Annotated in this window: 22 protein-coding genes; 7 read left to right on the top strand and 15 right to left on the bottom strand. The window is 68.3% G+C overall.

Features of this window, described 5'->3' with window-relative positions:
• Positions 1–70 precede the first annotated feature (70 nt).
• From NC7_RS10015 to NC7_RS29030, 6 genes are all read left to right on the top strand, one after another.
• On the top strand, positions 71–979 hold the full coding sequence (locus NC7_RS10015; RefSeq protein ID WP_067492043.1) for an STAS domain-containing protein: 909 nt from the start codon (positions 71–73) through the stop codon (positions 977–979).
• A gap of 9 nt (positions 980–988) precedes the next feature.
• The gene (locus tag NC7_RS10010) at positions 989–1372 is read left to right on the top strand and encodes an STAS domain-containing protein (RefSeq protein WP_067492042.1); all 384 of its coding nucleotides are present in this window, start codon (positions 989–991) and stop codon (positions 1370–1372) included.
• The gene (locus NC7_RS10005; protein ID WP_067492040.1) at positions 1350–1775 is read left to right on the top strand and encodes an ATP-binding protein; all 426 of its coding nucleotides are present in this window, start codon (positions 1350–1352) and stop codon (positions 1773–1775) included. The genes NC7_RS10010 and NC7_RS10005 overlap by 23 nt, the downstream gene beginning before the upstream one ends.
• Positions 1768–2391, top strand: a complete 624-nt coding sequence (locus tag NC7_RS10000; RefSeq protein WP_067981208.1) for a SpoIIE family protein phosphatase — start codon at positions 1768–1770, stop codon at positions 2389–2391. The genes NC7_RS10005 and NC7_RS10000 overlap by 8 nt, the downstream gene beginning before the upstream one ends.
• 10 nt (positions 2392–2401) lie before the next feature.
• On the top strand, positions 2402–4756 hold the full coding sequence (locus tag NC7_RS09995) for a SpoIIE family protein phosphatase (RefSeq protein ID WP_067981207.1): 2355 nt from the start codon (positions 2402–2404) through the stop codon (positions 4754–4756).
• A gap of 154 nt (positions 4757–4910) precedes the next feature.
• Entirely contained in the window at positions 4911–5081 is a 171-nt protein-coding gene (locus tag NC7_RS29030; protein ID WP_157101909.1) for a hypothetical protein, read from the top strand.
• A 49-nt stretch (positions 5082–5130) separates the two neighbouring features.
• Here NC7_RS29030 and NC7_RS09990 read toward each other — a convergent pair whose 3' ends face one another.
• The 13 genes from NC7_RS09990 to hutC form a co-directional block, all read right to left on the bottom strand.
• On the bottom strand, positions 5131–6612 hold the full coding sequence (locus tag NC7_RS09990) for a flavin-containing monooxygenase (RefSeq protein WP_084458254.1): 1482 nt from the start codon (positions 6610–6612) through the stop codon (positions 5131–5133).
• Positions 6609–7781, bottom strand: coding sequence for a hydroxymethylglutaryl-CoA synthase (locus NC7_RS09985; RefSeq protein WP_067981206.1), 1173 nt, complete (start codon positions 7779–7781; stop codon positions 6609–6611). The genes NC7_RS09990 and NC7_RS09985 overlap by 4 nt, the downstream gene beginning before the upstream one ends.
• Positions 7778–8836 (bottom strand): hydroxymethylglutaryl-coenzyme A reductase family protein, encoded by a 1059-nt coding sequence (locus tag NC7_RS09980; protein ID WP_201449866.1) that lies wholly within the window; start codon positions 8834–8836, stop codon positions 7778–7780. The genes NC7_RS09985 and NC7_RS09980 overlap by 4 nt, the downstream gene beginning before the upstream one ends.
• Positions 8829–9926: a type 2 isopentenyl-diphosphate Delta-isomerase gene (gene fni / locus NC7_RS09975; protein WP_067981205.1), complete on the bottom strand. Its 1098-nt coding sequence runs from the start codon at positions 9924–9926 to the stop codon at positions 8829–8831. The genes NC7_RS09980 and fni overlap by 8 nt, the downstream gene beginning before the upstream one ends.
• Positions 9923–11158 carry a phosphomevalonate kinase gene (locus tag NC7_RS09970; protein WP_067981204.1) on the bottom strand — a complete coding sequence of 412 codons (1236 nt, stop codon included), beginning with the start codon at positions 11156–11158 and terminating at the stop codon, positions 9923–9925. The genes fni and NC7_RS09970 overlap by 4 nt, the downstream gene beginning before the upstream one ends.
• On the bottom strand, positions 11155–12180 hold the full coding sequence (mvaD, locus tag NC7_RS09965) for a diphosphomevalonate decarboxylase (protein WP_067981203.1): 1026 nt from the start codon (positions 12178–12180) through the stop codon (positions 11155–11157). Before mvaD ends, NC7_RS09970 begins: the two co-directional genes overlap by 4 nt.
• Entirely contained in the window at positions 12177–13184 is a 1008-nt protein-coding gene (gene mvk, locus NC7_RS09960) for a mevalonate kinase (RefSeq protein WP_236573320.1), read from the bottom strand. Before mvk ends, mvaD begins: the two co-directional genes overlap by 4 nt.
• Before the next feature lie 81 nt (positions 13185–13265).
• Entirely contained in the window at positions 13266–14063 is a 798-nt protein-coding gene (locus NC7_RS09955; protein ID WP_067981201.1) for a methyltransferase family protein, read from the bottom strand.
• Positions 14054–15049: a fatty acid desaturase gene (locus tag NC7_RS09950; protein ID WP_067981200.1), complete on the bottom strand. Its 996-nt coding sequence runs from the start codon at positions 15047–15049 to the stop codon at positions 14054–14056. Before NC7_RS09950 ends, NC7_RS09955 begins: the two co-directional genes overlap by 10 nt.
• Before the next feature lie 31 nt (positions 15050–15080).
• Entirely contained in the window at positions 15081–16349 is a 1269-nt protein-coding gene (locus NC7_RS09945; RefSeq protein ID WP_067981199.1) for a hypothetical protein, read from the bottom strand.
• Positions 16346–17413 (bottom strand): polyprenyl synthetase family protein, encoded by a 1068-nt coding sequence (locus tag NC7_RS09940; RefSeq protein ID WP_236573322.1) that lies wholly within the window; start codon positions 17411–17413, stop codon positions 16346–16348. The genes NC7_RS09945 and NC7_RS09940 overlap by 4 nt, the downstream gene beginning before the upstream one ends.
• Before the next feature lie 650 nt (positions 17414–18063).
• Positions 18064–18333, bottom strand: coding sequence for a hypothetical protein (locus NC7_RS09935; protein ID WP_067981198.1), 270 nt, complete (start codon positions 18331–18333; stop codon positions 18064–18066).
• Between the two features lie 192 nt (positions 18334–18525).
• The gene (hutC, locus tag NC7_RS09930; RefSeq protein WP_067981197.1) at positions 18526–19296 is read right to left on the bottom strand and encodes a histidine utilization transcriptional repressor HutC; all 771 of its coding nucleotides are present in this window, start codon (positions 19294–19296) and stop codon (positions 18526–18528) included.
• Positions 19297–19420: 124 nt separating this feature from the next.
• On the opposite strand from hutC, the gene hutU reads away from it, so the two are divergent.
• Positions 19421–21097, top strand: coding sequence for a urocanate hydratase (gene hutU / locus NC7_RS09925; RefSeq protein ID WP_067981196.1), 1677 nt, complete (start codon positions 19421–19423; stop codon positions 21095–21097).
• 197 nt (positions 21098–21294) lie between these two features.
• Here the strand turns inward: hutU and NC7_RS09920 are convergent, their stop codons facing one another.
• Together NC7_RS09920 and NC7_RS09915 are read right to left on the bottom strand one after the other, a co-directional pair.
• Complete coding sequence (locus tag NC7_RS09920; RefSeq protein WP_067981195.1) at positions 21295–22629, bottom strand: amidase; 1335 nt, start codon at positions 22627–22629, stop codon at positions 21295–21297.
• 231 nt (positions 22630–22860) lie between these two features.
• On the bottom strand, positions 22861–23313 hold the full coding sequence (locus NC7_RS09915; protein WP_157101908.1) for a hypothetical protein: 453 nt from the start codon (positions 23311–23313) through the stop codon (positions 22861–22863).
• Positions 23314–23493: the final 180 nt, after the last annotated feature.

The following is a 23493-nucleotide window of genomic DNA, read 5'->3' as shown; positions in this document are numbered from 1 at the left end:
GTATGAGTAGGCTTCGGTCAACGTGTGCAGTGCGCGCCAGGTGAAAACGTCGAAAGGGGCAGGAACTTCCATGTCCGAGGTGTCAACGAGTCTTTCCGCGGATGCGCCGCCCGCGCGCCCGGTGGACAACAACCTGCTCCCCCAGTTGGTCGAGCACCTCCGGCAGAACCGCACCGGCCTGCGCGAGGAGTGGGCGCGGCGCATCACCGAGGCCGAGCTGCTCACCGCGATGACCCCGGAGGAGATCTTCTCCGAGGCGACCTCGATGTACGACAACTACGTCGAGGTGCTGGTCACCGGTAGCGTCGAGGCACTGCAGGCATACGCCCGCGACCTGTCCGAGCGCATCATTCCCCGAGGCGTCGAGACCGACGAGGTCCTCGGCATCGTGCTGCTGCTGCGCGACGTGCTGGCCCGGTCGCTGTTCTCGAAGTACCAGTCGAACTTCGAGATGCTCAACCAGGTGCTCGACGCCTACGAGCCCGCCGCCAACCGCATCGCCAACACCGTCGGTGTGTCGTTCGTGCAGGAGCGCGAGCGCGTCATCAGCCGCCAGCAGGAAGCCATCCGCGAGCTGTCGACCCCGGTGCTGCAGGTGCGCGAACAGCTGCTCATCCTGCCCATCATCGGTGTGCTCGATTCCCAGCGCGCCCGTCAGCTCACCGAGCAGCTGCTGCGCGCCATCCGCGCCAATCGCGCCAAGGTGGTCGTCATCGACATCACCGGTGTGCCCGCCATCGACTCGGTGGTCGCCAACCACCTCGTGCAGACCGTCGACGCCTCGGGTCTGATGGGCGCCAGCGTCATCATCACCGGTCTGTCCTCGGAGATCGCGCTCACCCTGGTGACCATCGGTCTCGACCTGTCCAAGATGAACGCGGTCGGCGACCTGCAGGGTGGTATCGAAGAGGCCGAGCGACTGCTCGGCTACGAGGTCACCCGGGTGACCGAGCGGCTGAGCGAGCGGGACGGGCGCTGACAGTCCGCCATGCCGGTACCCATTCTGAAACAGGGCACATTCCTGATCGCCTCGGTGCAGTCGGCGCTGACCGATGCCGACACCGAGCGTCTGCAGGACGATCTCATGACGCAGGTCAGTCGTTACCGCGCGACCGGCATCATCGTCGACGTCACCGCCATCGACGTGATGGACTCCTTCGCCGCCCGCTCGCTGCGCACCATCGCGCACATGACCCAGTTGCGCGGCGCGGAGACGGTGATCGTCGGTCTGCAGCCCGAGGTCGCGTTCGCGATGGTGCAGCTCGGTCTCACCTTCGAGGACATGCAGACCGCCCTCGACCTCGAAGAAGGTCTCGCCTGGCTGAACCGGCACCCCCGCAGCCGACGAGATGGTCGTGACAGTGGCCGCTGAGCAGGTCGCGATCGCGGTCAAGGTGTCCGAGGACATCGTGACCGCCCGCCAGGCCGGGCACGAGCTGGCGGCCCACCTCGGCTTCACCCTCACCGACCGCACCATGATCTCCACCGCCATCTCCGAAATCGCCCGCAACATCACCAGTTACGCGGGCAGTGGCGAGATCCGCCTGCTCGTCGACATCCGCGACGGCCGCCAGAGCCTCGTGGTCCAAGCCGAGGACCAGGGTCCCGGCATCCGCGACATTCCGCGCGCGCTCGAGGACGGGTACTCCACCGGTCGCGGCCTCGGCCTCGGTCTGCCCGGTGCGCGCAGGCTGATGGACGGCATCACCATCGATTCCGCTCCCGGCCGAGGGACGTTGATCGAAATGTGGAAGTGGGTACCCGACGGTGCATGAAGACGGGATCACCGGCCGCACGGAATGGTCGACAGCCGGTCGGGCACTCCCCGGCCAGGACGTTTCCGGTGACCGTGGTGTCGTCCTCGACACCGGCGACGGCGGCGTGCTCTTCGGCGTGCTCGATGGTCTCGGCCACGGCGCCGCCGCCGCGGACGCGGCCGATCGCGCGACCCTGGTGTTGTCGGAGAACCGCGGCGAACCCCTGGACGTGCTGATGGTGCTGTGTCATCGGGCGATGGCCGAAACCCGAGGCGCCGCGATGTCGTTGGCGCTGATCGGGCCGGGCGACACCCTGCAATGGATCGGCGTGGGCAATGTGGAGTCGCGGCTGCTCACGCTCGGTCCGGCGGGCCCGGAGCTGCGGGCGACCATGCTGCTCACCGGTGGCATCGTCGGCTACCGGCTGCCCGCGCATCTACAGCCGCAGAGCCTGCCGATCAAACAGGGCGACCTGCTGCTGATGGCCACCGACGGTCTCGTCACCGCCGACGCCGACAAGATCGACCTGGCCAGACCCGCGGCCGCCATCGCGGGCGACCTGCTCGCCCGCGACGCCAAGGACACCGACGACGCACTGGTCCTGGCGGCCCGGTTCCGGGGAGCGGGATCATGAGAGGGAGCCGATGAGTGCTGTCCTGGCCGCGTTCCTCGACGACTATTCGGCTGCCCTGCGCCGCCACGTCGCCGCGCCGGGCCAGGAAGGCCTGAGCGAGGGTTACGACCTCGGCAGGCGCGCCCTCGTCGAAGGCATCAGCCTGCTCGATCTCACCGAGCACCACTTCCGCACCGTCGCCGAACTCGTCGGCGACCAGGCGTACGCGCGCCGGGCGGAGGTGGCCCTGGAATTCCTGCTGCAGACCATGGCCGCGCTCGACATCGCCACCCGCGGTTACCTCGATGGCACCAAACGCTACGAGCAGCAACGGTCGCGCGCCGAGGATCTGGCCGGTCGCGACGCCTTCCGCACCGCACTCGTCGAGTCGTTGCAGGACGGGTTCTTCGTCGCCGACGAGCACGGGACCATCATCGAGGTGAACTCGGCGTTCGGTGTGCTCACCGGGTACGGGCCCGAGGAGGTGCCGTTCGCGCTGCCGCATCCGTGGGCCCTGCGCGAACGCGAGGGCTACCCGCAGATCGGGACGGAGGCATCCCGTTTCGTGATGCCGGTGCGGCACCGCGACGGCCGTGAACGCTGGCTCGCGGTGAGCGCGAGTTCCCTGGTGAAGCAGGAGAACAACGAGCGGATCTTCGTCGGCACCGTGCGCGATGTCACCGCCGAACACGACGCCCAGGCCCGCGATCAGGCGGCGTCCCGGCTGGCGACCGCCGTCGGCGCCGCTACCAGCATGGTGGAGGTCCTCGCGGTCGGCCTCGACGAACTGCGCCGGACGATGGGCGCGCGCACGGCCCTCGTCGCCGTCTGGCCGAGCCGCACCGGTCGACCCGATCTCTACTCCTGCGGCGAATCCCCCACGGCCGCGCAGGTCCCCCCTGAGCCCGAATTCGTCTCCGCCAACAGCAATTTCGTCGCGACTCCGGTGCGGCAGCCGAGTGCGCGTGGCGACGCACCGGTGGTGCTCGACGAGGAGACCAACGAATTGCTCGACCGAGCGCGCCGACAGTCCGCGCGCGGACTGTCGGCCATCACCGGCGACGAGGGCGGGGTCGATGCTGTCGTCGCGCCGCTCGGCGAGACCGGCGACGCGGCGCTGTGGGTACGGTTCGGCGCCCCGCGGGCGGTGAGCGCCGCCGACTGGGCGCTGTACTCGCTGCTGGTCGGTCATCTCAGCGTCGCGCTGCAGCGGGCGCGCAACTTCGATCAGGCGCGCGCCACCTCGCTCACCCTGCAGCGCGCCATGCTCGGCCCGATCGAACTGCCGCCCCGTTTCTCGGTGCACTACGAGCCCGCCCTGCCGCCGCTCGAGATCGGTGGCGACTGGTACGACGTGGTTCCGCTGCGCGACGGCACCATCGGTGTCGTCGTCGGCGACTGCGTGGGCCGTGGCCTGTCGGCGGCGGTGGTGATGGGCCAATTGCGCACGGCCGCACGGGCTCTGCTGCTTCGCGGTGCCGGACCGGCACAGCTGCTCGCCGAACTCGACGCGGTCGCCGCGCGCATTCCCGGCGCCATGTGCACCACGGTGTGCGCCGCCGTGCTCGACCCCGAACGAGGCGTGGTCCGCTACTCCAACGCCGGTCACATGCCGCCCATCCTGGCCGCGCCCGGCGGACCCGGCCGGATCCTGGAAGGTGGCCGGGCGGTACCGCTGGCCACCTTCGACACCCCGCGCCGCCCCGAGGCCACCACCGCACTGCCCGCCGGTTCCTCGCTGGTGCTGTTCACCGACGGACTGGTGGAACAGCGCGGCTACGACATCGAGGAGGGGTTCGTGAAGATCGCGGACGTCCTCAGCGAGACCGGTGGCGCGCTCCCCCGCGATGTGGCCGACGCGGTGCTGTCACGCCTGTGCCCGCCCGCGGGCTACGACGACGACGTGGCGATGGTCGTCTACCGTCAGCCACCGGAGCCGCTGTACCTCGACATTCCCGCCGCCGCCGTCGAACTGACCGGACTGCGACGCACGCTCTACCGCTGGTTCGCCACGGCGGCGGTGCCCCACGACCTGGCCGCCGACCTCGTCGCCGCCGCCAACGAGGCCTGCAGCAACAGCGTCGAACACGCCTACCGCGACACCGAACCCGGCCGAGTCGTCCTCACCGCCACCTGTGCGGGCGACCGGGTGGTCATCGAGGTGACCGACACCGGCCGCTGGGTACCCACCCCCACCGATCCCGGCTACCGAGGCCGGGGCGTGGAGATGATGCGGGTACTCACCGAGGATCTCGAATTCACCCACGACGACAAGGGCACCCGCGTCCGCATGTGGGTGACGCTCCCGTCGATCACCTTCCCGACGGCGAATCCCCTGCGCGGCTCCACCCGACCGCCGGGAATGTCGTCGTCGAGCTCGTCCTGACAACTGTCAGCAAATGCGGCAGGGGACAGGAAATTTCGCGTTGACACGGTTACCCACTGCTTGTCGGAGCCAAACTCCGTTGCTACGGTGTTAGAGCGTTCCCACACCGAGCCAGGTGTGTATCCGGATATCCAGCGATCATCTCGCTAATTCGTTGAGCCGCACAACCCCGATGACACCGACGCTGTCGGTGTATCGGCGTGCCATTTTGCGGATGATCCCCCATATCGAAGGAGAAAAATCAATGTTCTCTGCCGCACTCGGAGATCTGCTCGGAGTTTTCCTGACGCTGCTCGATTCGATGTCCGGCACCATCGGGCTCTGATTCGGCCACCGATCCCGGAGTCGCCGCGAGGCGCCTCCGGGATCGAGGGTCAGTTCGTGGTCGTCTGATACGCCTCGAGATCGAAAACGCGCATCTGCCTGCGGTAACGGAAACTGAAGTCCGGCCACAGCACCGCGTTGTTCCCCGTGCTGTCGAGGAACCAGCTGCGACAGCCACCGGTGGCCCACACCGTTTTCGCCATCTTGCGCTGAATACCCCGGTTGTATTCTTCTTCGGCGTCCTTGCGGACTTCGACAGTGCGCAGGCCTCGCTGCTCCATGGTTTCCAGCGCCGAGATCAGGTACCGGAACTGGGATTCCATGATGTAGATCAGCGAGGTGTAGTTCAGCCCGGAATTGGCGCCGAGCATGAAGAACAGGTTGGGAAAGTTCGCGACCGTTGTGCCCTTGTAGTTGCGATACCCTTCCGCCTCACCGATTTCCGACAGGGTTCGCCCGTCGCGGCCGACGTACAGGTTGTAGGTCGGGGAATCCGATACCTGGAAACCCGTGCACAACACGATCGCGTCGACCTCGCGTTCGATGCCGTCCTCGGTGACGATCGAATTCGCCCGTACCTCCGCGATCGGGTCCGTCACCAGATCCACGTTGTCGCGGTCGAGCGCCGGATAGAAGCGGTTGGACACCAGCATCCGTTTACAGCCGAGCCGATGTGTGGGCAACACCTTCCGGCGCACCTGCGGATCACGGATCTCGAGGAACATCTTGACCCGGCCGACCAACTCCAGCAGCACCGCCGCGCGTGGGTACTTGGCCTGGAAGACGACGAAGATCTCGCGCAGCAAGTAGATCATCGCCCGGACCAGCCGCTGGAAGCCGGGAATCCGCCGGAACGCGAACCGCTCGATCGCCGTATAGCGTCGGCCCAGATGCGGCATCACCCAGGTTGCGGTGCGCTGATACACATCGAGGCTCGCCACCTCCGGCGCGATCGACGGAATGATCTGCACCGCGGACGATCCCGTACCGATCACCGCCACCCGCTTACCCGCGAGGGTCGACTCGTGATTCCACCGCGCCGAATGGAAGATCTCCCCCTCGAAGCTCGACATCCCCTTGATATCGGGAAGATTCGGCTCCGCGAGCACACCGGCCGCCGACACGACCACATCGGCGGTGAATTGCCCACGGCTGGTGTGGATCTCCCATCGGCCATCGGTGTCGTTCCAGCGCGCCGCCGTCATCTCGCAATCGAAGATGTGCTTGTCACGCACCCCGAAACGCTCCGACACGTCCCGGATGTAGCGTTCGATCTCGGCCTGCGGGGAGAACGACCTCGTCCAATTCGGGTTCAGCGCGAACGAATACGAGTACAGCTGCGAGGGCACATCGCACCCGGCGCCCGGGTAGGTGTTCACCCGCCAGGTGCCACCGACATCGGGCCCGCGTTCGAGCACGAGGAAATCGGTGTGCCCCTGCTGGCTCAACCGGACCGCCGCGCCGACGCCCGACAGCCCGCTCCCGACGATGATGATTCTGACGTGCCGTATATCCGGATCGGCCACGGTCACCGAGCTTCGTAGATGCGTTTGTGGCCCGACATCGCGCCGAGGCGGAACGGACGCCGGGTCTCCTCGGGCATCGCGTGGTAAGCGCCGTCGGTGGGCAGTACCGCTTCGTGCAAGGCGCGGTAGTGGTCGTAGTCGAGCATCTCGCGCGAGCTGATCGCGGCCTGGTTGGCTTCGGTGCGCAGGTGCGCCCGGTAACCGGGTCGCACTGTGCCGCTGAAGAACTCGGCCACACTGCCGGACCCGTAGCTGATCATGGCCAGCGCCTTGCCGGTGAGGTCGTCCGCGTGGTCGAGCAGCGAGGCCAGGCCGAGGTACAGCGAGGCGGTGTAGCTGTTGCCGACGGTGCGGTTGTAGGTGGTTGTGGCGCCGATGGCGGCCTCGAGGTCGGCGGCCTCGGCGGTGTGGCCCTGGCTCTCCAGCAGGTGCCGGTGCGCCTTGTAGGCCATCTTGGTGAAGGGCTGGTGGTAGCAGAACGCGGCGAACTCGCCGAGCTCGCGCCCGCCCTGGCGGCGGTAATCGCTCCACGCCTCCTGTGCGGCCTTCTGGTAGGCGTTCACCGAGGTCTTGCCGTCGACAATGGCCTCGGAACGGTAGTTGGGACGCCAGAAGTCCATGATGTCGGCGCTGTAGAGCCCCGAGATCGGGTCGAGCGCCAGGATCGCCGGGTCGGCGGTGACCAGCATCGCGACGGCGGCGGCGCCCTGGGTCGGCTCGCCCGGGGTGTCGAGCTCGTACTTGGCGATGTCGGCGGCGATCACCAGCACCCGCTGCGACGGGTCACGCGCGATCAGGCCCGCGGCGAACGCCAGCCCGGCGGTGCCGCCGTAGCAGGCCTGCTTGAGCTCGACCACACGCGCCGCGTTGGGCAGACCGATCAGCGAATGCAGATACAGGGCAGCGGCTTTGGACTGGTCGACACCGGTCTCGGTGGCCAACAGCACGGTGCGGATGTTGTCGGTGCCGTGCCGCTGCAGGATCGGCTGGGCGGCCGCGGCGGCGATGGTGACGATGTCCTCGTCGGCGGCGGCCACGCTCATGCGTTCCTGGCCGATGCCGAGGTAGAACTTGTCGCGATCCACCCCGAGTCGCTCGGCGAGGACGGCGTGATCGAGGGCGTAGTGGGTGGTGGCGAACGAAAGGTCGTGGATACCGACCGGCGTTGTGGTCATCGTTGTGTCCCGTTGCTCGTGGTTGACCGCTCGAATTGGGTATGGGCACGCATCAATTCACCGCGATTGGTCTGCGCGGCCATGAGCGACAGCTCCCCGCACAGCACGGTGGCCGCACCGATCACGGCGAGGCGCCGCGCGTTCTCGCCGGGCTCACGTTCGGCCCGGCAGCCGAGGCGCACCAGGTTGTCCTCGACGAAACTGGCGTGCTTGCCGTTACCGACCGTACCGACGATCAGGTTGGGCAGGGTGCACGAGAAATACAGATCACCGTCGCGGTCCTCGGCGTGCGTGACGCCCTGGGAGCCCTCGACGATGTTGGCGGCGTCCTGACCGGTGGCCAGGTAGTAGGCCAGCAGCATGTTCGCGTAATGCGCGTTGGCGGAACGGATTCCGCCCGCGAGCAGGGTACCGATCAGGTTCTTGCGGATATTGAGCTCGACGACCTTGGCCGCGGTGGTGTGCAGCCGGGCCTCGACCACCTCGCGCGGGATCAGCAGCTCGGTGACGACGTTCTTGCCACGGCCGAGGATGCCGTTGACGGCGGTGGCCTTCTTGTCGGTACAGAAGTTGCCCGAGATGGAGCCGTAGCGCACACCCGGCATGGTGGACAGGATGTGGTCCATCAGGTGATCGCTGGCCAGGGTGGCCATGTTGTGGCCCGAGGCGTCACCGGTGGTGAACTCGAACCGCAGGAACAGCAGGTTGCCCGCGATCTGATGGTTCAGCTCGATGAGCCGGGCGAAGCGGCTACTGCCCGAGACGACCTCCTGCAGCTCGGGCAGGCGGGCCTCGAGCTGCTGGACGGTGGTGTACGCGGTGTAGGCGTCATCGGCTTCGAGCAGGATCGACCGGGTCATCCGCTCGTCGATGAGGGTGGCGACGATGCCCTTCTCGGTGAGGGTGCTGATCCGCGCACCGCGCCCGACCGAGGGCCACAGCGGGGTCTCGTAGGTGGCCAGCGGCACGTCGACGGAGTCGTCGACGACATTGCCGGTGATCCGCAGGGGACCGACCCACTGCATCGGGACAGCCGCGTACGACATGTCATTCATGGATGACTCCTTCTCGGAGGTTCGATTCGCGCCACCAGGGACTCCGGTGGGCGAGGCAGGCCACGTCGATGCCGCGCAGCGCGCAGAAACCGGCCAGTTCGCCGGTGACGAGCACATCGCGACCGGTGAGCTCGGCGGGAGTTGTCGCACCGAGGACGGTCATGATGTTGCGCAGCTGATCGAGCCAGGTGGTGATCTTGGCGACGAGGGCCTCGGTGCCGTGGTCGACGAGGGTTTCCAGGAACGCTCCCGCCACGCCGGTCGCCTTCGCGCCCAGTGCCAGGGCGCGGGCCATGTCCAGTGGCGAGCGGATGCCGCCGGAGGCGGAGATGTCGATGCCGGTGATGCCGGTGCAGTCGAGCAGGCACGCGGCCGTCGACTGACCCCACTGTTCGATGAAGGCGAAGTCGGCGCCCGCGCGCCGGTCGTTCTCGATGCGCGCGAAATTGGTTCCGCCGCGTCCGCCCACATCGGCGACCGCGACGCCGACCTCGCGCAACCAGGTCACGGTCTGCCTGCTGAGGCCGAAGCCGACTTCCTTGACGATCACCGGCACCGGTACGCCCGCGACGATCTCCTCGATGCGGCGTGGCCACCCGGCGAAGGCGCGGTCGCCCTCGGGCATCACGACTTCCTGCACCGAGTTCACGTGGATCTGCAGTGCGTCGGCCTCGAGCAGGTCGATCGCGCTGCGCACCTGGTCGAGGGTGGCGTTGGCGTTCACATTGGCCAGGACGAATCCGTCGGGGTTCTCCGCGCGCAGGACCCGGAAGGTGCCCGCGACGGCGGGATCGCGGAAGTAGGCGCTCATCGAGCCCGACGCGATGGGGACGCCGGTCTCGCGGGCCGCGATGGCCAGCTGCCGGTTGATCTCCCCGGTGTTGGTGCTACCACCGGTCATCGCGTTCACGTACAGCGGTGAGTTCCAGTGCTTTCCGGCGAAATCGACGCCGAGCCGAACATCGGTCGAGTCGATGCCCGCCAGGGCGTGGTGGACGAAGGCGACGGAGTCGAAATCGTTGCCGCCGCTGTGGTTTCGGCGGTGGTTCACCGCGTGGCGAACGTGGTCGTCCTTGCGATCGGCGATCATGCGCGAACTCCTTCGGACGGGTGGATCCGCAAGGGCAGCTTGCGGATTCCGGCGGCTTCCCAGCCGTCGGTCAGTGCGGCGACGGCGTCGGCGCGGCCGGTCTCCAGCAGGGCGATGCCGCAGTCGCCGCCACCGGCCCCCGAGGGCTTCGCGGCGGCGCCGACCTCGGCCGCCACGTGACACAACGCGGCCAGGCGTTCGGTCATGACCCCGAGCCGCTCGGCCGCGTCGAGGCCGAGGAGAAGCGCACGCGCGCAGTCGATTTCGGCGCGAATGGCGGTTGGGTCGTCGGCGTCGACGGCCGCGGCGAGGCGTTCGACGCAGGCATCGCTGCGTACCAGGAACTCCACGCGGTCGAGGGGTGCGCCGAGGCCGGCGACCAGGGCGGGGGTGGAGGCGGGGGTGCCGGTCCAGCCGATGTGCAGGTCGAGGGTGGTCGGGCTGGGCAGCGGGCGCACCGACAGGCCCGGCCACGGCAGGCGCAGGGCCGCGTCGACGCCGTCGGCCTCGGCCGCCGCCGCCACCCGGGTGCGGTCCGGGGAGCTGTAGGCGAGCCAGCCGCCCCAGGTGCTCGCGGCGACGTCGCCGCCGGAGGCGCGGGGGTGGACCGCGACCGTGGCGAGCATGGCGAGGCGGTAGCGGTCCATCGAACTCAGGCCGAGTTCGTAGAACTCGCCGAGCGCGGTCACCGCCGCGACCGTCACCGCCGCGCTGGAACCGAGGCCGAACTTGCGACCGTCGGCGTCACCGAGATCGGCGGTGACGTCCAAATGGTAAGGGCGCGGGGTGATTCCGCGTTCGAGCACCAGTCGATCGAGCACCGATGCGGCGGCGAACAGATAGGAGAAGGTGGCCGGAACCGACCCGGTCGCCGACACGAAGGAGCCAGAATCATCAGCTGGCGCGGGGGCACGGGTCACGACCGCTTCCGCCGCGAGGGCAGCCGTCACCGAGCTCGCTGTGGCCGATTCCGCCGCCAGGGCGCCCGTCGCCGAGTTCGTTGTGGCCGACTCCGCCGGGGCTGCCACTCCAGCCTGGTCACCCGTCACGCGGCGACACCGGAGGGAGCTTCCACCCTCCAGATCCGAGGCGAGGACGGTGTCGCCGTCGGTCGCCGTGATGGTGGCGGTGGCGTAGCGGTCGACGGCGACCAGCACGGCCCGGTGACCCGGTTCGACGACGGCGTACTCCCCCGCGACGAACAGTTTGCCCGGGGCGCGACAGGAGATCATGAGGCTCCGACCTGCGCGGTGTCCGGGAGCAGGGCGGCGCCGGGACCGATGTGCGCGGTGCGGGTGGTGACGAAGTCGCCGAGGCTCTCCACCGCCGCGGCCACCCGGGCGGCGGCGGCGCGGGCGCACAGCACCTTCACGTTGGGACCGGCGTCGATGGTGGCGTAGGCGAGCACACCCTCGGCGCGCAGGGCCTGCACCGCGTCGAGCACCGCGAGCGAGTGCGGCGAGAGGTAGCGGATGCCGGGGCGGGCGGTGAGCATGGTGGCGTGCATGCCGAGCGCGTTGCGTTCGGCGATCTCACCGATGGCGGCGAGGTCACCGCGGGCGATGGCACGGCGCATCTCGTCGAAGTCGAGCATCGACGACTCGGCCCACGGCCGGTAGAACGGGGAGGTCTCGGTGGTGGCGCGCATGGCGTCGCGGCTCGACACCGTCTTGGCGGTCTGGTTCACGACCGCGACGACCAGGGCGGGGTCGAGCTCGTCGCCGCCGATCGGCTCGGCGAACGAACTCAGGTCACCGGCCTCGCCGTCGCCCTCGCCCGCGTGCCACACCACGAAACCGCCGAAGATCGAGCGCGACGCCGACCCGGACCCGCGCCGGGCCAGCCGCGACAGCGCGCGCCCGTCCAGGTTCAGACCGTAGGCGGTGGCGGCGGCCGTGGCCAGCGCGGCGAAACCACTCGCCGAGGACGCCAGACCCGCTCCGGTCGGGCCGTCGTTGACGGTGACGACGGTGGCGCGTTCGGTACGGCCCGCCTCGGCCCGCACGAGGTCGAGGAAGCGGGCGATGCGGGTGTGCGCGGAACCGGTGGCGGCGGTGCCGTTGAACTCGATCTCGTCGACGGGTCCGTCGATGACGCGCACGGTGGTGGTCGTCGCGAAGATGTCGAGCGTCATCGACAGGCTGCTCGTGACGGGTAGGAACATCGTTTCGTCGCGCTTGCCCCAGTACTTCACGAGGGCGATGTTCGGGTGGGCGAGCGCGGTGGCCTCGCCGGTGGCGGAGGTCGAAGTCATTGGTGGGTACCGGGTTCCGATGTGGTGGCGGACAGGGACGTGGCGTCGGCGTGCAGGGCGCGAGTCGGCACCGTCCAGGTTCGCACGGCACCCGCGCGGCGCAGCGCGGCACTCACCTCGGACGCCGCGGCGGGCTCGGTGAGCGCGAGCACACACCCACCGAGACCGGCACCGGTGAGCTTGGCTCCGTGCGCTCCGGCACCGAGCGCGGCGGTGACGAGCGTGTCGATGTGCGGCGTGCTCACACCCAGCTCGGCCAGCAGTTCCTGGAAGTCGAGCATGGTCTTGCCGAGGGACTCGGCGGCACCGGCCGACAGCTCGTTGCCCGCGGCCTCGATCAGGCCCGAGGCGCGCTCGAGCAGGAACCTGGCCCGCACCGGGTCCTCGGCCAGCCTGCGCCGCACACCCGCCACCGCGTGCTGGGTCGACCCGGGCACGCCGGTGTCGGCGATGACGAGCGCGGCGTCCAGGCCGATCGGCATCGGCTCGGCCCGGCCCTGATGGAACCGGATCGGACCGTTCGCCAGCACGGCGCTGGCATCGATGCCACTGGCCCGGCCGTGCGCGACCTGTTCGCCGCACTGCACGAGGTCGTACAGTTCGCCGGGTTCCACGATCCGACCGTGCAGATCCGCGACCGCGCGCACCGCGGCACCCGCGCACGCGGCGCTGGAACCGAGTCCACGAGCCAGCGGAATCCCACACTCCACAACGACTTCGACGGTAGTATCGGTGATTCCCCACCGCCGCAACGCTTCCTCGGCCGCGACCCGTGGACCCGACAGGGCGGTGTCGGTTCCGCCGACGACGAAACGGAAGTGCCCGTCGGCGGGAGACTGCGACCCGGTGCCGGGTTCGACCGGGCGCGCCAGGGCGCGCACCGGCAGGGCGGGCAGGGGGAACGCGATCGCGGGCGTGCCGTGCACGACCGTGTGTTCGCCCAGCAGGATCGCTTTGGCGTGGGCGCGCCCGATCCCTACGACCATGCCCGTTTTCGTGGTCACATCGATTCCTCTCCCAACTCGGGCAGGTTCACCGCCCGACATCCTTCCTACCGGAACGACGCCGGGCGGTCGGTCTCGCGCTTACCGAGTCGATCGGCCGAGAATACTGCGCACGGACGGGAAGAACGCGGGCACCTGTGCGGCATAGGCGCGATAGGACGCACCGAAGCGGGCGATCAGGTCGCGCTCCTCCAGGTAGGTACCGAGCAGGATGTACCCGGTCAGCCCCAGCGCCCACACCAGGTGGCCGACCGTGAACTCCCTGGCGAACCAGAACGACACGAGCAACCCGGTCATCAGCGGATGCCGCACCAGCCGGTACACACCGTTGACCTGCAACCGGTCGACGGTGGCGTCCGGCACCTGGATCACGTACTGCCGGTAGGCCTGGCTGATACCGAGCAGATGGAAATGGTTCAGCAGCAGCGTCGCCGCGTAGACCAGCACGAACCCGATCCAGAACCCGGTATCGAGCGCGATACCCACCGCACCTTCAGCAGACCAGAGTACGTGTGGTATGGGCTGCCAGGCCAGCATGATGACCCACATCACCAGGCACACACCGATGATGTAGACCGTCCGCTCGAGCGCTTCGGGCACCCAGCGGGTGATGAACGCCTTGAACGCGGGCCGGGCCATCCCCGAGTGCTGCAGGGCGAACAACGCCAGCAGCACCAGGTCGATCGCGACGGCGGGCAGCGCCGAGAGATGCGGCCCCTTGTCGACGGTCTTGGGCAGGAACCAGCCACCGGCGAACAGCAGCATCAGCGGCACCGTGATACCCGCGAACGCGTACACGGCGAAGGCGAACAGGAACGGGACGAGCCGACCGGGCGTGCTCAGCACGCCCCGCGCCTGCTGCGGAGTCATCAGATCCATGCGAACCACGGCAGGTAGCGGTTGCGGACGGTGCCCGATTCCAGACGCTGCTCGAGGCGCGCCTTCCACTTGTTGCCGTAACGCTCGTTGAGGAAGCCACCCGGCACGACCAGGCGCCAGCCCGACTGCGCGACCATCCAGTACGGCACGATGACGCCGGGGTTGACATCACGCATGTAGTCGAGCTTGTCCGGGATCTGGCTCCAGTGGATACCCGGGTAGCGGTGGTGCACGCTGTGGTAGCCCTGGTTGAAGATCAGGAAGTTGAGGATGTTGCCCGCGTTGTTGAGCGAGGTGCTCGGTTCGTCCTCGAACTGGCGGGCGGGCGCGTGGCTCAGCCACGCGAAGTAACCGGCGTTGACCTGGGTGATGAAGAACGGCACCCAGTAGAAGAGCACGAACCGCTCCATGCCCGCCGCGTACCAGACCGCGCCGATGACCAGGGCGTACACCGCGAGGTCGAAGAGGAACTGGTGGCGGGTGCGGCGACGACGAGGCGCCGGGTTGGCGGCGAACACCGTGCGCACCGTGTGGATCTTGACGATGGTTCCGTAGCGGATCCAGTACCAGATGGCACCGAGACCCTTCTCCATCCCGGTGGTTGCGGTGACGTCGCCGGGGCCGTCGTTGAACCGGTGATGGTTGAGGACGTGCACCTCGCGCATCTCGGCCGCGGTCAGGTTGCCGGGCAGGCAGCACAGGATGTCGACCACCCGGTTGGGCAGCTTCGACACGAACAGCGGGCGATGGGTGTGCATGTGCATCACGCCGATGGTGAGCGACAGGTTCAGCAGCGACAGCACGATGATGAGCGGGATCGCCACGTACCAGTTGCCCGCGGCGGGGATGAACAGGGCGGCCGCGGTCATCCCCATCCACAGGGCGATGTGCATCAGCGGTCCGACATTCGAAGCGTGCTCGAGTTTGAGGACCCGCCGACTGAACGGCGGTTTCTCGGTGGGCGCGACGGGCGTTGGGGTGCTCATGGGCGAGCTCCTTCGCTAGTAGTGACGATGCTCATGAACGAATTGCGTCGGGGGCGAGCGCCGCGTGCTGCAGGCGCTCGGCGAGGTCGCGCAGGGCGTCGGGGCGGTTGCCCGGCACCCGTTCCATGGCTCCGAAGGCCAGATGGTCGGCGATCATCATGGTGCGCACCGTCGAACCGGCCGGTTCGCCGGTCATCGGTTCCTCGGGCAGGGTCCGCACGAGGGCGAAGGTGGTGTCGACGATCAACGGGACCAGCGAGGTCGCGGTCGAGTTCTCACCACCGGCGCGCAACACCTCGGTCTTGGGGATGTGGCGCTCGGCGGCGAAGTCCGGTGCGGCGTCGAGCATGGTGTGGATCGCGCCGTCGGCGCCCGCGCGCACCCGCTCGAGCATGCGCGTCCAGTACTTCGCCGAGCCCGCGGCCAGGGCCGACGCCGCGAGCGGACGCCGGTACGGCTTGGGCGCACCGACCGCCGCGCACAGGAACGCCGAGGTGGTGATGGTCATGTAGGCCATGGCCGCGCGGGCGCCGAAGCCCGGCGTGCCGGGGCCGAGCTTGGCGAGCAGCGCGAATCCGCCGAGGGTCGGGGCGAGCTGGCGCAGCATCACCATGCGGGTCAGTTCCTCGCGGTCGGCGGCGCCGTAGAGCTCGAGTTCGCCGTCGCGCAGGTCGTTGGCCGACTGGGCGATCACCGCGATACAGCCGGTGAGTTCGCGCAGGTCGTCCTCGGGCAGCACGCCGTCGGCGACCATGGTGCACGCGTAGTGGGTGACGCGACCGAGCACCCCTTCGCTGTAGGTGACACGCGAGAGCGGCTTGTCGAGGTTGCGGGCCATCACCGCGGCCATGTCGGTGAGCACACCGGCCACCCGTTCGCGTGCCGGTGGCGCCAGGGCGGCCACCAGCGCGCGGATGTCGTCGATGCGCTCGGCGAGCAGCAGATCCAGCGCCTCGCTGTCGCGGACGACACCGGTGGTCGGCGGGAGCGCGGGCGGCGCGGAATCGCTCGATCCGTCCAGGTACGCGGCCGCGGTCAGGACGGCCGAGCTCGCGTGGGCGCGGTCGGCCAGGTCTTCGTAGGCGTCGAGCACCCGGCACGCGAGCAGCGCCGCGGCGGCCTCGGCCCGCTGGTGGGCGGGCAGGAAGCTCACCGCGATACCGAGGTTGCGCCCGGCCGGGACGAGGGCAAGCCGAGCCAGTTCCTCGGGCGTGCGCGCGGCGCGCATGGCGGCCAGGTCGGGGGCTCGGCGCAGTACACGCAGGCCGCGGACCAGCTGGAGGAGTCGGACATCGCTCATCGGGAGATCACCTGCCGCAGAAGTTCGCGCAGGTCGTCCCGCGCCGGAGAGGGGCCGAACACGTCGAGGGCGTCGGCGGCGGTTTCGGTGGCGGTCACCGCGACCACGCGGGCGGCTTTGGTCGCGCCGCTGTCGACGAGGTCGGTGCGCAGGGTCTCGCTCGGTGTGGCCGGGTCGAGCCACAGGTCGCGGGCACCCTCGCGCAGGTCGAGCCACTCGATGACCGGCCAGGTGGGCACGCGACGTTCGAGGTCACCGCCCGCGTCCTTGCCGAGGCCGGGGCCGCCCTCGATATCGCGGACGTCGTCCATGATCTGGAACGCCATGGCGAGCTGGTCGGCGTACACCATCAGCGCGTGCAGCCGGTCCAGGTCGACGCCGCCCGCGGTGCCGCCGTAGGCGCACGACAGCCGGAACAGGGTGCCGGTCTTGGCGATCGCGACCAGCTCGTAGTGCCTGCGCAACGCGGCCACGTCGATCGAGGGCGGCAGGGTTTCGATGAGCTGGCCGAACGACAGTTCCGAGAGCCGGTCGGCGAAGGTGATGCCGGGCGCGTCGGTGATCCGATCCGCCATCGCGGGGTTGTCGGCGAGGACGCGGGCCACCACCTTCATCGCGGCGCCCGCCATGTGGAAACCGGCGCGGGCGCCCAGGCGGACACCGAACGCGGCGGGTACCGACGGTGCGTCGCGGCGCAGCAGGGAACCGTCGCAGATGTCGTCGTGGATCAGCGAGGATTCGTGCAGCATCTCCATCGCGCAGGCCAGGTCGACGGCGTCGGGCAGCGACACCGCGTTGTGCGGCGCCTCGGGCACCAGGGCCGCGCAGGCCAGCACGAGCCTGGCACGGACCCGCTTGCCGGGCGCGGCGAGCACATGGCGGTAGATGTCGTCGAAATCCGCACCGGTGAGCAGGATTTCGGGGAGGCGGGTAGCGACGAGCGGGAGCTGTTCGACCGGACCGGTCGGTCGCGACAGGACCGTCACCTGGTCACCGGGGTGCTCCCCGTGCACCGCCTGGGGAGCCTCGGGGCGATCGGCTGAGGCTAGCGCGGAGTTGTCCATAGCGCTGAACTCCTTTGGTGTGGTCACGATGGCGGCAGGGCTCATTGCGCCTGGTGGACAGGGGTTTTCGAGGATTGCCTCGGAGGAGTCGAAGGGGCGTCGCCACCGGTGGGCGTCGGGGCCGCGTTGTCCCGATCTGTGGCTACCGACGGGTAGTTTTGTACGCCGCTGTCCCAATTGTCAAGCAATAGTGCAGGTTTCGCTGTGACGTGCACGAATAGCACTGGTGCACACTGTTTTTGAGCACAAGTAACCGATTGCAGAGTTACAGTCGCCGTTCAGGTGTCAGCGATGCTGTGATGTGAAACACGCTGTCGCGCAGACGATTACGGACAGGATGAGGGCACGGAGCGGCCGATACGGCCCGTCCGACGACCGGTCAGCAGTACGGAGTTCACGGGTGTGCCACGACACTGTGGGCGTGCGGATGCGCGGGAAGGCCGAGGAGGGGCGTCCGAGGGGCCGACGACTTCGGCGGCCGAGAAGTGTACGTTCGCGACTCTACAATCGGTTTCGCGACCTCGCGAATCGAGAACCACGAACCGCACAGCCCTGAAATGGGCTGTGCGGCAGCGAAACACCGGTTCAGCAGGCGTACTTCCGACGACACGCCATCGGCCGGGACCCGACGGCGCGGCGGGTCGCGGAAGCTACCGGTGGCGCGAACCGAAGGGGTGGTGGCCGCGCTGCCAGGCCAGCCGGAACGACCACACGGCGGCGAGGACCGACCCGAGCACCACCACCGCGATCGCGGACAGGACGAGCCCCCCGGACCAGCCGACACCGGCGTAGTGAGCGATCAGCGCCGAGGCGGCGATCGGGCCCGCGGTGAGCAGCACCGGGATCAGCAGGATCAAACCGAGAGTTACCAGAGTCGAGGGCGCCATCGTCGCCCCGGAGCGTCGCGTGATCGTAGCCATTTCCGCCCTCTCCATCGATGGAACTCAGCGAATGTCGAACTCAGCGATCCATCAACAAAGCTACAGCCCGGTGAATGCCATTCGCTCGTTTGTCACGAAATGGTGATAACTCGGTTTGCGAAATATTTGCTCATGGGTCATGTTAATTCATCGACCTCGGTGCACGCGGGCACCGGAGGGCGCGAGTCGTCGTCAGCCCGGTTCGGTGTCGAAAGTGCCCTCGAGACGATTGCGTGACCCCGGATGTATCAGACGGGCGGCACTCACCAGGCCACCCGAGGACCAGGTGCGGCGGCGGATCAGCAGACACGGTTCGTCACGGGCGATGCCGAGCAGTCCGCACTCGTCCTGGCTCGCGCGCACGGCCTCGACCACGTGCTCACCGCGCAGCAGCGGGGCGACTTCGCTCAGGTAGGTGTTCGGAGTGACGGTGGTGAAGTCCTGGGCGAGATAGCCGGGCGCCTGGGCCGGGTTGACGTAGCGGTCCTCGAGCTGGATCGGCACCTCGTCCTCGCGGTGCACCAGCAGGGAGTGGAACACCGTGCCGCTCAGGTCGTTTCCGAGCAGCGGATGCCCCTCGCCCACCTCCTCGGCGCGCACGAAGACGACTTCGGTGCGGTGGCGGTGCCCGCGCCGGGCGATCTCGTCGGCGATGTTTCTGACCTCGAACAGCGGGGAGGTCGCCTTGCCCGCCGCGACGAACGTGCCGACCCCCATCACCCGGGTGAGGGCGCCGTCGGCGGTGAGATCGCGCAGGGCGCGGTTGATGGTCATCCGCGACAGCCCGAGCGCGGCGACCAGCTGGTTCTCCGAGGGGATCTGCTCCCCCGCACTCCATCGGCCGCCCTTGATCTGCGCCATGATCAGTTGCTTGACCCGCTCGTATGCCGCGAACTCGGTGCCGAGCTCGGCGTAGAGCGCGGCCAGTTCCGCATCGACCACTTCGATCGCCACCACCGGCACTTCCCTCCGTCGGCCAAGACAATACGTCGTAGCCACCCTGCACAGCCACTTGTATATACAGGACTATACCACTAATCTGATGGTCAGTGACCCAGGACACACTCACCTTCCGAGGAGTGAACTCATGACCGACCCCACCGCGCCCGCCGCAGGTCCGCGCCCCGTCCGCGCCCCGCGCGGTACCCGGCTGCACACCAGGGGGTGGCAGCAGGAGGGCGCCCTGCGGATGCTGATGAACAATCTCGATCCCGAGGTCGCCGAGCGCCCCGACGATCTGGTCGTCTACGGCGGCACCGGGCGCGCGGCCCGCGACTGGGCGGCCTACGACGCCATCGTGCGCACCCTGGAAACGCTCGAATCCGACGAGACGCTTCTCGTGCAGTCCGGTAAACCGGTCGGCGTATTCCGCACCCATGAATGGGCGCCTCGGGTGTTGCTGGCGAATTCCAATCTGGTCGGCGACTGGGCTAATTGGGAGAAGTTCCGCGAACTCGAACAGGCGGGCCTGATGATGTACGGGCAGATGACCGCCGGGTCGTGGATCTATATCGGCAGCCAGGGCATTCTGCAGGGCACGTACGAGACTTTCGGCGCGGTGGCACGCAAGCGTTTCAGCGGTTCCCTGGCGGGCACGATCACACTCACCGCGGGCGTCGGCGGGATGGGCGGCGCGCAGCCACTCGCGGTGACCATGAACGACGGTGTGGCGCTGTGTGTCGATGTCGATCCGGCCCGCATCGATCGCCGCATCGCGCACGGCTACCTCGACACCAAGGCCGATTCGCTCCGACAGGCGCTCGAGCTGGCCGTCGCCGCGCGTGACGAACGCCGACCGCTGTCGATCGGTCTGGTCGGCAATGCCGCCGAGGTGTTCCCGGCGCTGCTCGCCATGGACGCGCCGATCGATGTGGTGACCGACCAGACCTCCGCGCACGACCCGCTGTCCTACCTGCCGATCGGGGTCGCGCTCGAGGACTGGCACACCATGGCCGAGAAGGACCCCGTGTGGTTCACGACCGAGGCCCAGGCTTCGATGGCCGAGCATGTCGAGGCCATGGTCGGGTTCATGGACAAGGGTGCCGAGGTGTTCGACTACGGCAACTCGATCCGGGACGAGGCCCGCAAGGGCGGCTACGACCGGGCCTTCGCGTTCCCTGGTTTCGTGCCCGCCTACATCCGGCCGCTGTTCGAGGAGGGCCTCGGCCCGTTCCGTTGGGCGGCCCTCTCGGGTGACCCGGCCGATATCGCCGCCACCGACCGCGCGATTCTCGAGCTGTTCCCCGACAACGAGCATCTGAAGCGCTGGATCACCATGGCCGGTGCGAAGGTGAAATTCGAGGGCCTGCCCGCGCGTATCTGCTGGCTCGGCTACGGCGAACGGCACCGCGCCGGACTGCGTTTCAACGAGATGGTGGCCTCGGGCGAGCTGTCGGCGCCGCTGGCCATCGGACGCGACCACCTCGACTCCGGCTCGGTCGCCTCGCCGTATCGCGAGACCGAATCCATGGCCGACGGCTCGGACGCCGTCGCCGACTGGCCGCTGCTCAACGCCCTGCTCAATACGGCGTCGGGCGCCTCGTGGGTGTCGATCCACCACGGCGGCGGCGTCGGCATGGGCCGGTCCATCCACGCGGGCCAGGTGTGTATCGCCGACGGCACACCGCTGGCGGCACGGAAGCTGGAGCGGGTGCTCACCAACGATCCCGGCACTGGCGTGATCCGTCACGTGGACGCGGGCTACGCGCACGCGGCCGAAGTGGCCCGGGAACGCGGTGTGCGAATCCCGATGCGGGAGAACTGATATCACACACTTCGGCACCGGGTGTGAGATGCACCCGGCGCCGAATCATGTCACGGGCGTCTACGCGACATGCCCGGGATCATCGGGGTGAGATGTTGGTTATGCAAACCTGTGTGCCGATGAGCGTGTCACCCGAGTCGCCTCTGGCGGAAATCGTCGCCGAGACTGTGCAACTCGATCCTCAGCGGGTGCCTGGGTCATGGCGCGTGGCGTGGCCATGGCCGCAGTCGTTCGAATTGAGCCGCTAGGGAAAGCAGCAATCCTTCGCCGCCAGGCGCGGCCGCCATCTGCACACCGATCGGCAGTCGGTCGATGGACAGTCCCGCGGGCACCGTCAGCGCCGGATACCGGACCAGGTTGAACGGCAGCAGGAATGGAACCAGCACGCTCGTGGCGAGGTGGGTCCGGATCATCCCAGCGCTCGCCCAGCCGCCTGCACGCGGAGGCAGCGCAGCCAGCGTCGGCATCATGAGTACGTCGTAGTTCGAGAACCACGCCGAGAAACGGGCGGCGGTCTCGGCGGGGATCTCGTCGCGAGCGACAGGCAGCCGCCGCAGCAGTCGCCCGGCACACACGATCGCCCTGGTTCGCCGCTCCAGCGCTCGAAGAGCGAGTCCGTCAGCGTCGTCGGCGGATCCGGCGAAGTACCGCGCGACATACCTCGGCTGATCTCGAAGTCGCCAGGGTGGGGCCACGGTGTCCACGACATGGCCTTCGTCCCGCAATGCCCTTGCTGCTGCATCCAATGCCACGCGAACCTGCGGGTCGACGCGCACCCCCGGCGTCGGCGGCGCAGTCGTCACACCGATGCGTAGCGCTCGGTCCGGCTCGGCCATCGCTTTCCGGTAACGGTCGGTGCCGGAAAGCACGTCGAGCATCAGTGCCGCGTCGGCGACCGTGGTCGCGATCGGGCCCAACTCCGACATGCCTCGCCAGCCACGCCCCGCACGCGGCACCAGCCCCGGACCCGGCTTCAGGCCGACAACACCGCAGCACGATGCCGGAATTCGGATCGACCCGCCACCACCGGACGCAAGGGCCAACGGGACCATACCGGCCGCGACCGCGGCGGCCGAACCACCGCTCGATCCGCCCGACGTGTGCTCCGGATTCCATGGATTACGGGTAACCCCGAACTCCACGCTTTCGGTGAACGGTCCCTGACACAGCTCCGGCAACGTGGTTTTGCCGACCACCAGCGCACCAGCCGCGCGCAGCCTACGGACAAGTTCGTCGTCCACCGCGGCAGGTACGCCCGACAGAGCGGCTGTGCCGTGCCGTGTCGGACATCCCGCGACATCGACGTGGTCCTTGATCCCCACCGGCACCCCCGCCAACGGCAGCAACCGCAGATCGGCCCGGTGGGCCAATGCCTTTGCCTCCGCACGCACCTCCTCACGGCGCACGACACAGAACGCGTTCAGTGCCGCACCAGCCTCGATACGGGCCAGTGCCGCCTCCACGACATCGATCGGCGAAACTTCACCCGCCCCAACCGCAGTCGCGATCTCTACCGCCGACGAACCGATCACAACTTCCGACGCTACCCGGGACCGGCAGCTCCGTCGATGTCAGTTTCCATGGCGGATTGGCCCTGCGGCCTCCGACCACCTGACAGGCCCGAGCCAGCGCTCGACCATGCCGCGCGGCGCGCGATCAGAGCGAGGATTACCACGCTCCGCAGGTGTGTCGCATCCGCAGTCGGCGGCCCGACCAGCCCTTGCTCTATTGGGATGCGCTATCTAGCCGTGGTGGACTCAGTCTTAGGTCTCGAACCTGGACCGCAGGCTCTGCCAGAGCATTCGGTAGCAAGCACCGGCGGGGTCCCGGAAGTGTTCTCTTTCGGACTTCGGCAACGACCCGAGCAAACTCCGTCGGAGCTTGCTCGAGATTGTCGGATTGAGGCGTTCGTCATCGACGTCGTAGACGTCGAACCAGACCAGGAAGTTCGGTACGTCAGGTGCGACGGCAGCGACGCAAGCCCGGAAGTCTTCCTCGATTCGCGGTGCCCACAGCCAGCCACGGCTGATGATGATGGAGTCGTACGACAGCCCGAACACGATCCACGGGCAATTGCTAGATTTGCTATTTTCGCGGCAGTAGGTCTTGACCTCGCCCTCGAGCTCGTGCTCGAAGAAGTCGTCGAGCGCCAGTTTGACAGCTTCGGCTTGCTCCCGGCTTCTAAGATACAGGCGGAACTGGACATCAAGGTTCACTGACACAGACAGAAGGCTAGTCGCGTGACCAGCCCATCGAATATGTCGGGACGGGCTCAGCTTGTTCCCTCCAGCTGATCTTGCCGCACAGCCCGGCTGACCCGGTCGCTGATGGAACTGGGCCGAGGCATTCTGCTATTGCACTGCTCAGGCGCTGTGGAGTCGGTAGGGTGCACGCCT

It is taken from the genome of Nocardia caishijiensis NBRC 108228, from assembly GCF_001612825.1.
In the GTDB taxonomy this organism is placed as follows: Bacteria; Actinomycetota; Actinomycetes; order Mycobacteriales; family Mycobacteriaceae; genus Nocardia; species Nocardia caishijiensis.
Note: the sequence above shows the minus strand (reverse complement) of the source record. Positions and strands in the feature narration are given on the sequence as shown.

What these genes read in the sequence shown, in the direction of transcription:
- NC7_RS09935 (WP_067981198.1), bottom strand. Translation starts at nt 18,333, where the DNA reads ATGGCTACGATCACGCGACGCTCCGGGGCGACGATGGCGCCCTCGACT.
- hutU (WP_067981196.1), top strand. Translation starts at nt 19,421, where the DNA reads ATGACCGACCCCACCGCGCCCGCCGCAGGTCCGCGCCCCGTCCGCGCC.
- mvaD (WP_067981203.1), bottom strand. Translation starts at nt 12,180, where the DNA reads ATGACTTCGACCTCCGCCACCGGCGAGGCCACCGCGCTCGCCCACCCG.
- NC7_RS09995 (WP_067981207.1), top strand. Translation starts at nt 2,402, where the DNA reads ATGAGTGCTGTCCTGGCCGCGTTCCTCGACGACTATTCGGCTGCCCTG.
- NC7_RS09945 (WP_067981199.1), bottom strand. Translation starts at nt 16,349, where the DNA reads ATGAGCGATGTCCGACTCCTCCAGCTGGTCCGCGGCCTGCGTGTACTG.
- NC7_RS09985 (WP_067981206.1), bottom strand. Translation starts at nt 7,781, where the DNA reads ATGACCACAACGCCGGTCGGTATCCACGACCTTTCGTTCGCCACCACC.
- NC7_RS10005 (WP_067492040.1), top strand. Translation starts at nt 1,350, where the DNA reads ATGGTCGTGACAGTGGCCGCTGAGCAGGTCGCGATCGCGGTCAAGGTG.
- NC7_RS09950 (WP_067981200.1), bottom strand. Translation starts at nt 15,049, where the DNA reads ATGAGCACCCCAACGCCCGTCGCGCCCACCGAGAAACCGCCGTTCAGT.
- NC7_RS09940 (WP_236573322.1), bottom strand. Translation starts at nt 17,413, where the DNA reads ATGGACAACTCCGCGCTAGCCTCAGCCGATCGCCCCGAGGCTCCCCAG.
- NC7_RS09955 (WP_067981201.1), bottom strand. Translation starts at nt 14,063, where the DNA reads ATGGATCTGATGACTCCGCAGCAGGCGCGGGGCGTGCTGAGCACGCCC.
- NC7_RS10010 (WP_067492042.1), top strand. Translation starts at nt 989, where the DNA reads ATGCCGGTACCCATTCTGAAACAGGGCACATTCCTGATCGCCTCGGTG.
- NC7_RS09980 (WP_201449866.1), bottom strand. Translation starts at nt 8,836, where the DNA reads ATGAATGACATGTCGTACGCGGCTGTCCCGATGCAGTGGGTCGGTCCC.
- NC7_RS09970 (WP_067981204.1), bottom strand. Translation starts at nt 11,158, where the DNA reads ATGATCTCCTGTCGCGCCCCGGGCAAACTGTTCGTCGCGGGGGAGTAC.
- NC7_RS10015 (WP_067492043.1), top strand. Translation starts at nt 71, where the DNA reads ATGTCCGAGGTGTCAACGAGTCTTTCCGCGGATGCGCCGCCCGCGCGC.
- fni (WP_067981205.1), bottom strand. Translation starts at nt 9,926, where the DNA reads ATGATCGCCGATCGCAAGGACGACCACGTTCGCCACGCGGTGAACCAC.